We start from the raw sequence: 11,111 nt of genomic DNA on the forward strand, positions 1-11,111 counted from the left end.
CTCCTGGTGCAGACGCGAACGGATCGGGGGCGGCGATGGCGGAAGCTGCGATCATGGCGAGCGATGGCCTCTGGCAGGCGATCCGCGACGAGGCGCAGCGCGCGGCGGACGCAGATCCCGTGTTCGGCAAGGCCGTTGCCGGCGCCATTCTGGCCCATGACGGTTTTGCCGCTGCACTGGCCGACCTGATCGGGCGACGGCTCGGCGGCAGCGCGGTCGGGCAAGAGCGCTTCGCAGCCTTTTCTCGCGATGCCTTTCGCAGCCAGCCGGATTTGATCGAAGCGGCTGGCAGCGATTTGCGGTCTATAGGGCTGCGCGATCCCGCCATCACCGCCTTGTTGCCGCCGCTGCTGCATTACAAGGGCTATGTCGCGCTGCAAGCCTGGCGCGTCTCGAACTGGCTCTGGCATAGCGATCATCGCGATGCGGCGCTGCTGTTTCAGAACGAATCGTCGAATGCGTTGCAAGTCAGCATTCATCCCGCCGCACACATCGGATCGTCGGTCTATCTCGATCACGCCACCGGCATCGTGATCGGCGCCAATGTGGTGATCGGCGACGAGGTCACCATCCTCCAGAATGTCAGCATCGGCCGGAACGGTGAGCTGCCGACGCGCTCGCCGCGCATCGGCCGCGGCGTCTACATCGGCGCCGGTGCGACCATTCTCGGTGATATTACGGTCGGTGACTTTGCCAAGATCGGCGCAGGCACGGTCGTGACATCAGACGTGCCCGGCGGCTGCACCGCAGTCGGCAATCCCGCGCGACTGACCAATTGCCCCGAGCCTGCCTCGGCCTGAGCCATCCATCAGATCGTCAGCTTTCAATCTTCGGAGACGTGCAATGAAGACGGCAATCGTGATCGGCGTCGGCCCGGAGCGCGGGCTCGGGGCCCAGCTCTGCAAACGCTTTGCGGGCGAGAGGCTCAAGGTGATCGTCGCGGGCCGGACGCTGTCCGCCCTAAAGACGGTTGTGGATGACATCAAGAAAGCGGGTGGTGTTGCTGTTCCCTTCGTCGCCGACGCGACAAAGGAGAGCGACATCGCTGCTCTGTTCGACGCCGCGGGCGAAACCCTCGATCTCGCCGTCTACAACGCCGGCAACAACACGCCGGGAAAAATCATCGAGATGGAGGCCGACTATTTCGAGACCGCCTGGCGCGTGGTCTGCTTCGGCGGCTTCCTGTTCGGCCGCGAGGCGGTGCGTCGCATGGTGCCGAAGAAGGCCGGCACGCTTCTTTTCACCGGCGCCAGCGCCTCGCTGCGCGGCCGCTCCGGCTACGGCGCGTTCAACTCGTCTAAAGCCGGCCTGCGCACGCTGGCGCAGGCGATGGCCAAGGAATACGCGCCCGACGGCATCCACGTCGCCCATGTCGTGGTCGACGGCGCCATCGCCGGCGACAAGATCTTTTCGCGCTTTCCCGATGCAGCCGGCCGCGAGGACAGCCTGATCAGCATCGAAGGCATCGTCGATGCCTTCGCCTTCCTCTACCGCCAGCCCGAACGTGCCTGGTCGTTCGAGCTCGACGTGCGGACGTCGAAGGAGAAGTGGTGAGGCAGGGCGCCTACCGCGTCATGCGTCCGGCCCGGCAGAGATTGCCAAAGTTTGTTGCCACTTCCATAATGTCTCAGGAAAGGCGCCGACCATGAACATGAACGTCTCGCTGACCGACGAACTGCATGAGTTCGTCAAGGCAAAGGTTGAAAGCGGCCGCTACACCTCGGCGAGCGAGGTCGTGCGCGAAGCTTTGCGGATCATGGAACAGACCGACGAAGCTCGCCTTGCCTATCTGCGCAGGGCTTGGGCCGAGGGCGAAGCCGGCGGTGACGCAGGCCCCGCGGACTTCGCCAGCATCAAAGCCAAGGGGCGCGAGCTTCTAAAGGCATTGGATAAGTAAGTTGGGAGAGGTTCGGCTTTCCAAGATCGCTGAACGCGACCTCCTCGAAATCTGGTTCCACATCGCCGCCGACAAGGGGGCAGAGACAGCCGACTACTGGATCGATCGCATTGAGGCGCGTCTCGGCCAGCTGTCTATGTTCCCGCAATCCGGGCCGGCTCGGCCAGATATCGCCCCAGAAGCGCGAATGCTGGTCATCGCCCGCTGGCTGGTGCTCTATCGTATCATCCTTGACGGGGTGCAGGTTAATCGGGTTGTCGATGCCGCACGCGACTTGGGCGAAGTGGATCTGGCCGACGAGTGATGCTGGGGCCCTAGCCCGGATGAGCGACTATATCCGCCATAGCGGAGGCGGTGTACGGAACTGCCGCCGTCTCCGGGGCGCCCGGCACTTGGCGAGTCCCATCTCGCTGCGCTACCACCCTTTCCCGCAGCCAAATGCAGCCCCGGTAACCCAGCATTAACCATCGCCGGGCTCTGGTACGGGTGGACAATCGCGCCCAGAGCCTGGGTCGAGGCCCTTAGTTTTGACATCTTGGCAGGGAATGCAGGCGGCCGGCTTTGGACCAGCCCTGCACCCAAAAAAGACCAGGCTTTGAGCGGGCTTGCCGGCCGCGCCGGTTCTAGCGCGGCTGTTGGGGAACCGGCAGCCATTTGGCTAGCTGGAGACATTAGGTAACGATCGCCTTGAGAGGATACTGCTGATGAATCTGGCCGATGTGGCTCAATCCGCCCTTCCGGTTGCCGCCTCCGCCGACGTGTCGCTGATCGCGCTGTTCTGGCAGGCTCACTGGATCGTGAAAGCGGTGATGCTGGGACTTCTGTCCTGCTCGGTCTGGGTCTGGGCGATCGCCATCGACAAGATCTTCCTGTTTGCCCGCACACGCCGCTCGATGGATCGCTTCGAGCAGGCGTTCTGGTCCGGCGAGTCGATCGAGGACCTCTATCGCACGCTCTCGGCCAAGCCGACGCATTCCATGGCGGCCTGCTTCGTGGCGGCAATGCGCGAGTGGAAGCGCTCCTTCGAGAGCCAGGCCCGTTCGATGGCGGGCCTGCAAATGCGCATCGACAAGGTGATGAACGTTTCGATCTCGCGCGAGGTCGAGCGGCTGGAACGCCGGCTGCTGGTGCTCGCGACCGTCGGCTCCGCCGGCCCCTTTGTCGGCCTGTTCGGCACGGTCTGGGGCATCATGTCGAGCTTTCAGTCGATCGCGGCGTCGAAAAATACCTCCCTGGCAGTCGTGGCGCCGGGCATCGCGGAAGCGCTGTTTGCGACCGCTGTCGGCCTTATCGCCGCCATTCCTGCCACTATTTTCTATAATAAGTTCACTTCCGAGGTGAACCGGCAGGCCCAGCGGCTCGAAGGCTTTGCCGATGAATTTTCAGCCATCCTGTCGCGTCAGATCGACGAGCGGGGCTGACGGACGGCATGTATAGTGTGACGGTACATTTGGGCACCAGACCATGGGCATGAACGCAGCCAGTTCGTCCGGAGGCGGCGGCCGTCGCAGCCGGCGCAAGCCGGTCATGGCCGAGATCAACGTCACGCCGATGGTCGACGTGATGCTGGTGCTGCTCATCATCTTCATGGTGTCGGCGCCGCTGCTCACGGTCGGGGTGCCGCTCGACCTGCCGCAGACCCAGGCCAAGAGCCTTGAGACGAACGACCAGAAGCCGATCCAGATGTCGGTCGACATCAAGGGCAAGGTGTTCATCAACGACACCGAGATCGCGATCAACGAACTGATCCCGAAGCTGAAGGCGATCACGGATGCGCGCGGCGGGCTCGAGGAGCGCATCTATCTGCGTGCCGACAAGAAGGCGGATTACGGCACGGTGGCCAAGGTAATGGGCCTCCTGTCGGGTGCAGGATTCAAGAAGCTGGCGCTCGTCACGGAAGCGGATCAGGGGTCCTAGACCGGTGAAGGTGAACGTCGACAAGACACTCGTTGCGTCGATTATCCTCCACGTCCTCGTGCTTGGATGGGGGCTGTTCACCTTTAGCAGCAGGGCCTTCGTACCGGCGGAGGAGTCGCTTCCGATCGACATCATCTCCTCTGATCAACTCGCGAAGATGATGGCGGGGCAGAAGACCGGCAAAAAGGAAGAGCCGAAGCCCAAGGTCGAGAAGATCGCCGAGGCCAAGCCCGAGGAAGACGCCGTCGGCAAGGTCACCGAGAAGAAAGAGCTGATCAAGACGACATCGACGCCCGAGCCGCCGCCAAAACCCGTCGAGAAGCCGGTCGAGAAAAAGCCCGATCCGCCCAAGCCGGTCGCCGAGGCCAAGCCGAAGGATGAGCCGAAGCCGCAGGAAAAGAAGCCTGACCCGGCCAAGGAAGATCCGATCGCCGAGCTTCAGAAGAAGCTGGAGACCAAGAAGCCGCCGCCGAAGCCGATGGAGCCCAAGGTCGCGGCGGTGCCGCAGCAGCAGCCGAAGCCCAAGGAACGCACCTTCGATCCCGCGCAGATTGCCCGCGACCTCGACAAGCGCGATCCGACGCGGCACGAGCTCACTGGTACGGCGCTGAACGCGTCCGCCTCGCTCGGATCGAATACCGGGACGGCCGCCAACAACGTCGCGACCTGGCGCGGTGCATTCCAGGGCGCGGTGAAGCGCTGCTTCACGCCCACCTATAACGGGCAGGACGCCGATCAATACGAGGCCGACATCGACATTCCCATGAAGATCGATGGATCGCTGGCGTCCGAGCCCATCGTCGTTGCGGTGAGAGGGCCGTCGCGGTCGATCGCGGTGGCGGTCGCGGAGAGCGCCAAGCGCGCCATCGTGCAGTGCCAGGTCTATTCCTTCATGCCAAAGCAGCAATACGAAAGCTGGAAGACCATTCCGATGACTTTCGGTCTGAAAGATATGTTGTGACATCCGAACAAAAGAATTTTCCGATGAATGACGTTCGATCGATGAACCGCCGCCGCTTCATGACCCTGACCGGGGCCGGGCTCGCGATGCTCGGGGGCGGACGTGCCTTCGCCCAGGCTCAGCAGGGGCGCCTCCGCATCGATCCGACCGAATTCCAGCCGGTCCCGATCGCGATCACCAACTTCGTGGCTGGCTCGCCGGCCGACGCCGATGTCGGCAACGGTGTCACGCAGGTCATCACCAACAATCTGAAGCGCTCGGGTCTGTTTGCGCCGATCGACCAGGCGGCCTTCATCGAGCGCATCAGCAACATCGACGTCGCGCCGCAATTCCAGAACTGGAAGACCATCAACGCGCAGGCGCTGGTGACCGGCCGCATGACGCGGCAGCCGGACGGACGGCTCAAGGCCGAATTCCGCCTGTGGGACGTCGTCTCGGGCCAGCAGCTCACCGGCCAGCAATATTTCACCTCGCCGGAATATTGGCGCCGCATCGCCCACATCATCTCCGACCAGATCTATGAGCGGATGACGGGCGAAAAGGGCTATTTCGACAGCCGCGTGGTGTTCGTGGACGAGACCGGGCCGAAGGAGCGCCGGGTCAAGCGGCTGGCGATGATGGACCAGGACGGCGCCAATGTGCGCTATCTGACCCGTGGCGCCGACCTCGTGCTGACGCCGCGCTTCTCGCCGAATTCGCAAGAGATCACCTACATGGAGTTCGGCCAGGGCGATCCGAAAGTCTATCTCTTCAACATCGAGACCGGGCAGCGCGAGATCGTCGGCAATTTCCCGGGCATGACCTTTGCGCCGCGCTTCTCGCCGGACGGTCAGCGCGTCATCATGAGCCTGCAGCAGGGTGGTAATTCGAACCTGTTCGTGATGGATCTGCGCTCGCGCTCGACCACGCGCCTCACCGACACGCCGGCGATCGACACGTCTCCGTCTTACTCACCGGACGGCACCCGCATCTGCTTCGAGTCCGATCGCGGCGGCAGGTCGCAGATCTACGTGATGTCGGCGGGCGGCGGACAGGCGCAGCGCATCTCCTTCTCCAAGGACGACAACAACGCCACCTATTCGACGCCGGTCTGGTCGCCGCGTGGCGACTACATCGCCTTCACCAGGCAAGGCGGCGGGCAGTTCTCGATCGGCGTCATGAAGCCCGATGGCTCCGGCGAGCGGCTGCTCACCTCCGGCTACCACAATGAAGGCCCGACCTTCTCGCCGAACGGCCGCGTGCTGATGTTCTTCCGCGATCCCGGCGGCGCCGGCGGACCGTCGTTGTTCTCCGTCGACATCTCCGGTCGTAACGAGCTGAAGGTGCCGACGCCGGGCTTCGCCTCCGACCCGGCATGGTCGCCGCTGTTGTCCTCGACAGCGGGCCAATGAACAGATCGCGCGTTTCGACGCGCGATGTTTTCGAAAAAAATCGGCGATTTTTTCGGTTTCCGCGCGGGTGGCAAGCTTTCCTTCACCTTGTGCCCGGCAAGGCTTGCCTAGTTGCTTGATATATCAGCAGAAATAGCTTCGCTATTGCCGAAAAACAACTCGACTTTAACGATGTTCCCTCAGAAAGGCTTCATCTGGCTTGGGTAAAAGTACGCGCCAAACAGGACGCGTAACAAGCCAATGCAGCTGGCCGACCAGAAGCAGAGCGATCGAGACGAGCTGGAGCCGATACTCTACGCCGCTCTCATCAACTCTATGGTGCAGAATTTCTGGGCGATCTTCCTCGGCTCGGCCTGTACGGCCGTGGCCGCGGTCATGACTGCACTGAAGACCGGCGACGTCCTGCTGTGGCCGATCGCGTTTCTGATTATTGCCATTGGCACCGCCCGCGCGTTTCAGATGCGGCGCTACGAAAACCGGATACCGGGTCTGACGTTCGAAGAGGCGAGGCACCTGGAGCCGCGCTATTGGTTCGGCGCGCTGGTTTATGCCGCGGTGATCGGCTTGTGGTGCTTCGTCGTCATCTTCAACAACGACGACGCGGTTGCGAACATGCTCTGCGTCTCCGTCGCCGTCGGTTACACGGCCGGTGGCGCTGCTCGCAATTACGGCCAGCCCAGGGTGATCCAGTGGCACGTCGCGCTGGCCTGCGGCCCGATGTCGCTCGGTCTGCTGCTGCATGGTGGATTCTACTACATCGGGCTCGCGGTGCTGCTCGTGCTGTTCTTCATCGGGATGAAGAACATCAACCTCAGCCTGCATGCGATCTTCGTCAAGGCGCTGACCTCGAGCTTCCGCGAATCCGCGCTGGCGAACCAGTTCGATACCGCGCTCAACAACATGCCGCACGGTCTCTGCATGTTCCGCGCCGACGGGCGCCTTGCGGTGATGAATCATCGCTTCGTCAATTTGATGGGGCTGCCCGACGATTTGGTCAAACGTGGCGCCAGCGCCGCCAACATCGTCTCGGCCTGTGTTGCCGCGGGATCGATCTCGGCCGACAGCGGCAATCTGGTCCTGTCCGAGATCGAGGGCGCAAGGATCAGCGAGATCGTCACGGCCGATCCCGACCCGGCGCGCGGCCGCACGCTGGCCTGGACGTTCCAGCCGATGTCCGGGGGCGGCACCGTGCTGCTGCTGGAAGACGCCACCGAACGCACCAATGCGGAAGCCCGGATCACCCATCTCGCCCGCTATGATGAGCTGACGGCGCTGCCCAACCGGGTCAGCTTCCGCGACGAGATCGAGCGCCTGCTCGCGATCTCCCACAATTCCGAGCGCCTCTCGGCGCTGTTGTTCATCGACCTCGACCAGTTCAAGCAGGTCAACGACACGCTCGGTCATCCCTGCGGCGACCAGCTCCTGTGCGCGGTCGCCAACCGCCTGCGCGAGATGCTGCGGCCGGAGGATTTCGTCGCCCGCTTCGGTGGCGACGAGTTCGTCGTGTTCCAGCAGAACATCAACTCGCCCGAAGATGCAGCAAGCCTCGCCCGCCGCATCGTCGAACGGCTAAGCGAGCGCTACCGCATCGACAATCATCTGGTCGAGATCGGCGCCAGCGTCGGCATTGCGCTGACCTCGCCGGACGGCGTCAGCGCCGACACGCTGCTCAAGAACGCCGACATGGCGCTCTACCGCGCCAAGGCCGACGGCCGCGGCACCTTCTGCTTCTTCCGCGACGAGATGGCGGCGACCGTCGAGGCCCGCCGTATCCTCGAGCTCGACCTGCGCAAGGCGCTCGCCAACGAGGAGTTCGAGCTGTTCTACCAGCCGCTGGTCAATCTGAAGACCGGCAAGATCACCACCTGCGAGGCGCTGTTGCGCTGGAATCATCCGGTGCGCGGCACGGTCTCGCCGGTCGACATCATCCCGGTCGCCGAGGACATGGGCCTGATCGTCGATCTCGGCCGCTGGATCCTGCGCCGCGCCTGCATGGAATGCATGAAGTGGCCCGAAGGCGTCAGCGTCGCCGTCAACTTCTCGCCGCAGCAATTCCACCAGCGCGACGTGCTGAGCGAGATCCGCTACGCGCTCGAGGTCTCGGGCCTGCCGGCGCATCGCCTCGAGATCGAGATCACCGAATCCTCGCTACTGCGCAACACCCAGCTCACCCACGACATCCTGTCGCAGCTGCATGCGCTCGGCGTGCGCATCTCGCTGGACGATTTCGGCACCGGCTATTCGAGCCTCAGCTATCTGCACAATTTCCCGATGCAGAAGGTCAAGATCGACCGCTCCTTCCTCGAGGGCATCGACACCGACCGTCCGCTGACGCTGCTGCGCGGCGTGGCGCGGCTGTCCGCCGACCTCGGCATGTCGGTCGTGGTCGAGGGCATCGAGACCAACGAGCAGCTCGAGCTGATCAGCGCCGACGGCACCGTCTCCGAGGCGCAGGGCTATTTGTTCAGCCGTCCGGTGCCCGCCGTGCGGATGCGCCAGCTCCTCAATGCCTCGCATGGACGGCGCGGTGAGAACCTGCTCCAGGTCGTCGGCGCGCGCTCCATCGCCTAAGCTCCGCTTCCCAAAATTTCCTGTCGTTTCAATCTGTTGCACGACACCGTAGTCCTACGGGGGGGTTAACCCTAACCCTTCGATTGCTTTGCGTCATTGTTAAGAAGCTGTTAATAATTGGTCACGCGCGTGGAAGTTGTCTTGCGTGTTGTGTGATGAGCGGTGGTGGGTAAGGAGTTGGAATGCAGTCCTCAGCCAGAGCGATCATTTCGGCTGTTGGACGGGGTGCTGAGCTCCTGACAGACGTCGACTATCATCTTGCCGATGCGGTCGAGGAGAGGGAGGCGATCTACAACCTCCGTTACCGCGCCTATCTGCGCGAAGGTGCCGTCAAGGAATCTCCCGACGCGCGTGTCACCGACCAGTACGACGATCTGCCGAACGCGTGGACCTTCGGTGTTTACCTCCGGGGCGAGCTCTGCAGCTCCGTGCGCATCAGCGTGCTGACCTCGGAATGGCGCTCATCGACTTCGGCCGATGTCTTTCCCGACGTCGTGTTGCCACGGCTTGACCGCGGCGAGGTCATGATCGATCCGACGCGCTTTGTCGCCGATCCCGACATGGCGAAGCGGGTTCCGGAATTGCCCTATCTGACGACGCGCCTCGCCTATATGGCGTGCGAGCATTTCAACGCCGATCTCGGCCTTGCGATCGTACGTCCCGAACATCAGGCGTTCTACCGCCGGGTGTTCCTGCACGCGCCCCTCGCCGAGCCCCGGCTGGTCCCCGGCCTCACCAAGGCGTTCGGCCTGATGGCGGCGGATTTCCCGACCTTCCGCAAGAAGGTGTTCGACCGTTATCCGATCATGCGCTCCACCGCCTTCGAGCGGCGCATGCTGTTCGGACGCGGCGACCTGCACCAGGTTCCGCAGCGGCCGGTGCTCGTGGCGGATGCCGCCCAAGCCTGAGTTCAAGCCTGGTTCACGCCTGCTTCTGCGGGCGCGGCGGCGCCGGTGGCGCTCCGGGATTCCCCGCCCCTCAGGCCCAAAATTCAAGCAAGACAAGCGTTTTTGCCGGGTAACGCGGCTTGCCTTCACCCTCGCGCCACATTTACAACCCATTAACCATCGCTTGTGCTTTTCGCTGGTCGGGGGGATTTGACCGGCTCTGGCAACGTCCCATCAAGGTTGACGGAACGTTCGCTTAACCAACCCCCTGTAGACCGGAAAGCAGTGGACGAAACGTGAGCGTGGAGGCTCCGGAATGAAACATCCTATGCGTATCCTCCAGGGATTGAAGCTGGCCGCGGTGCTTGCCGTCGCGTTGTCGATGGGCGCCTGCGCCAACAAGAACCTGGGTGCTGATGCGATGGCCAGCGCGGCGACGCCTGGCAGCCAGCAGGATTTCGTGGTGAACGTGGGCGACCGCGTGTTCTTCGAAAGCGACCAGACCGATCTGACCCCGCAGGCGATCGTGACCCTGGAGAAGCAGGCGCAGTGGCTCCAGAGCTATCCGCGCTACTCCTTCACCATCGAAGGTCACGCCGACGAGCGCGGCACCCGCGAATACAACATCGCGCTCGGCGCCCGCAGAGCCCAGTCGGTGCGTTCGTTCCTCGCCTCGCGCGGCATCGATGCGAACCGCATGCGCACGATCTCCTACGGCAAGGAACGGCCCGTGGCCGTCTGTAACGACATCTCCTGCTGGTCGCAGAACCGTCGTGCCGTCACCGTGCTGAACGCGAGCTCCTAAAGCTCACGCGCCGTTAGCCACGTGTAAGCAAATTCATCTGCCGGCGCCCTCTCGGGCGCCGGTTTCGTTTCAGCGATCTGTGACAGAAACCCCGTGGTGCCAGTCACATTTTTGGCGTACTCCCCTTCAATGTGTGGCGCGTCGAATGTTCCGTCGCAGGCCATTTCGCTTTCGTCGTCAGGGCAAGATGTCATCCAGATTTAAGGCCATTACCGGCATCGCGGCGATCGCCGCGCTGTTCTCATTTTGCTCGCCCGTCCTCGCGCAGTCGGACGACGACCCGGAGATGCGGATCGAGCGGCTGGAAAACCAGCTGCGCCAGCTCACCGGCCAGAATGAAGAGCTGCAATATCGCAATCGCCAGCTCGAAGATCGCGTCCGGCAGCTCGAGGGCGGCGCGCCCGGCCAGGCGCCGGCGCAGCCCAACGCGGCCGCCGTGCCGCCCGCTCAGGTCGCGCCGGCGTATCGCCAGCAGCAGCAGGCCGCCCAGCCGAATTACGAACAGCCGCAGATCGCTGCGCCCGCGCCGATCGTTCAGGAGCAGCCGGCGCCCGGTGCCCCCGGCACGCGCCGCCGCGGCGATGCGTTCGACCCGGGCCAGAATCCGAGTGCACCCGGTGCGCCGCGCGCGCTGGGCGGCGGCCAGCAGCCGATGTCGGCGGGAGCGCAGGCCGGCGCGCCC

11 protein-coding genes and 1 pseudogene are annotated in these 11,111 nt (G+C 63.5%); all 12 read left to right on the plus strand.

Features of this window, described 5'->3' with window-relative positions; genetic code table 11:
• Positions 1 to 35 precede the first annotated feature (35 nt).
• Complete coding sequence (locus UP06_RS11625; protein ID WP_045002712.1) at positions 36 to 800, plus strand: serine acetyltransferase domain-containing protein; 765 nt, start codon at positions 36 to 38, stop codon at positions 798 to 800.
• Positions 801 to 843: 43 nt separating this feature from the next.
• Positions 844 to 1,554, plus strand: coding sequence for an SDR family NAD(P)-dependent oxidoreductase (locus UP06_RS11630; protein WP_045002713.1), 711 nt, complete (start codon positions 844 to 846; stop codon positions 1,552 to 1,554).
• Between the two features lie 91 nt (positions 1,555 to 1,645).
• On the plus strand, positions 1,646 to 1,897 hold the full coding sequence (locus UP06_RS11635) for a type II toxin-antitoxin system ParD family antitoxin (protein WP_045002714.1): 252 nt from the start codon (positions 1,646 to 1,648) through the stop codon (positions 1,895 to 1,897).
• A gap of 1 nt (position 1,898) precedes the next feature.
• The gene (locus UP06_RS11640) at positions 1,899 to 2,201 is read left to right on the plus strand and encodes a type II toxin-antitoxin system RelE/ParE family toxin (protein ID WP_045002715.1); all 303 of its coding nucleotides are present in this window, start codon (positions 1,899 to 1,901) and stop codon (positions 2,199 to 2,201) included.
• A 400-nt stretch (positions 2,202 to 2,601) separates the two neighbouring features.
• Positions 2,602 to 3,318 (plus strand): protein TolQ, encoded by a 717-nt coding sequence (tolQ, locus tag UP06_RS11645; protein ID WP_045002716.1) that lies wholly within the window; start codon positions 2,602 to 2,604, stop codon positions 3,316 to 3,318.
• Positions 3,319 to 3,361: 43 nt separating this feature from the next.
• Entirely contained in the window at positions 3,362 to 3,814 is a 453-nt protein-coding gene (tolR, locus tag UP06_RS11650; protein WP_045002717.1) for a protein TolR, read from the plus strand.
• A 4-nt stretch (positions 3,815 to 3,818) separates the two neighbouring features.
• A complete protein-coding gene (gene tolA / locus UP06_RS11655) occupies positions 3,819 to 4,775 on the plus strand; it encodes a cell envelope integrity protein TolA (RefSeq protein ID WP_045002719.1) in 957 nt (318 codons plus the stop codon).
• Between the two features lie 41 nt (positions 4,776 to 4,816).
• Positions 4,817 to 6,166: a Tol-Pal system beta propeller repeat protein TolB gene (gene tolB / locus UP06_RS11660; RefSeq protein ID WP_045002804.1), complete on the plus strand. Its 1,350-nt coding sequence runs from the start codon at positions 4,817 to 4,819 to the stop codon at positions 6,164 to 6,166.
• A gap of 240 nt (positions 6,167 to 6,406) precedes the next feature.
• Positions 6,407 to 8,737 carry a putative bifunctional diguanylate cyclase/phosphodiesterase gene (locus UP06_RS11665; RefSeq protein ID WP_045002720.1) on the plus strand — a complete coding sequence of 777 codons (2,331 nt, stop codon included), beginning with the start codon at positions 6,407 to 6,409 and terminating at the stop codon, positions 8,735 to 8,737.
• Positions 8,738 to 8,919: 182 nt separating this feature from the next.
• On the plus strand, positions 8,920 to 9,645 hold the full coding sequence (locus UP06_RS11670) for an N-acyl amino acid synthase FeeM domain-containing protein (protein WP_045002721.1): 726 nt from the start codon (positions 8,920 to 8,922) through the stop codon (positions 9,643 to 9,645).
• Between the two features lie 295 nt (positions 9,646 to 9,940).
• A complete protein-coding gene (gene pal, locus UP06_RS11675) occupies positions 9,941 to 10,429 on the plus strand; it encodes a peptidoglycan-associated lipoprotein Pal (RefSeq protein ID WP_045002722.1) in 489 nt (162 codons plus the stop codon).
• Between the two features lie 187 nt (positions 10,430 to 10,616).
• Positions 10,617 to 11,111 (plus strand): annotated as a pseudogene (locus UP06_RS42000) (tol-pal system protein YbgF); the annotation flags it as partial.

Source organism: Bradyrhizobium sp. LTSP857 (assembly GCF_000938285.1).
Taxonomy (GTDB): domain Bacteria; phylum Pseudomonadota; class Alphaproteobacteria; order Rhizobiales; family Xanthobacteraceae; genus Bradyrhizobium.

Excerpts from the sequence above, each read along its gene's own strand:
- UP06_RS11625 (WP_045002712.1), top strand. The coding sequence starts at position 36 with ATGGCGGAAGCTGCGATCATGGCGAGCGATGGCCTCTGGCAGGCGATC.
- UP06_RS11630 (WP_045002713.1), top strand. The coding sequence starts at position 844 with ATGAAGACGGCAATCGTGATCGGCGTCGGCCCGGAGCGCGGGCTCGGG.
- UP06_RS11635 (WP_045002714.1), top strand. The coding sequence starts at position 1,646 with ATGAACATGAACGTCTCGCTGACCGACGAACTGCATGAGTTCGTCAAG.
- tolQ (WP_045002716.1), top strand. The coding sequence starts at position 2,602 with ATGAATCTGGCCGATGTGGCTCAATCCGCCCTTCCGGTTGCCGCCTCC.
- tolR (WP_045002717.1), top strand. The coding sequence starts at position 3,362 with ATGGGCATGAACGCAGCCAGTTCGTCCGGAGGCGGCGGCCGTCGCAGC.
- tolB (WP_045002804.1), top strand. The coding sequence starts at position 4,817 with ATGAACCGCCGCCGCTTCATGACCCTGACCGGGGCCGGGCTCGCGATG.
- UP06_RS11665 (WP_045002720.1), top strand. The coding sequence starts at position 6,407 with ATGCAGCTGGCCGACCAGAAGCAGAGCGATCGAGACGAGCTGGAGCCG.
- UP06_RS11670 (WP_045002721.1), top strand. The coding sequence starts at position 8,920 with ATGCAGTCCTCAGCCAGAGCGATCATTTCGGCTGTTGGACGGGGTGCT.
- pal (WP_045002722.1), top strand. The coding sequence starts at position 9,941 with ATGAAACATCCTATGCGTATCCTCCAGGGATTGAAGCTGGCCGCGGTG.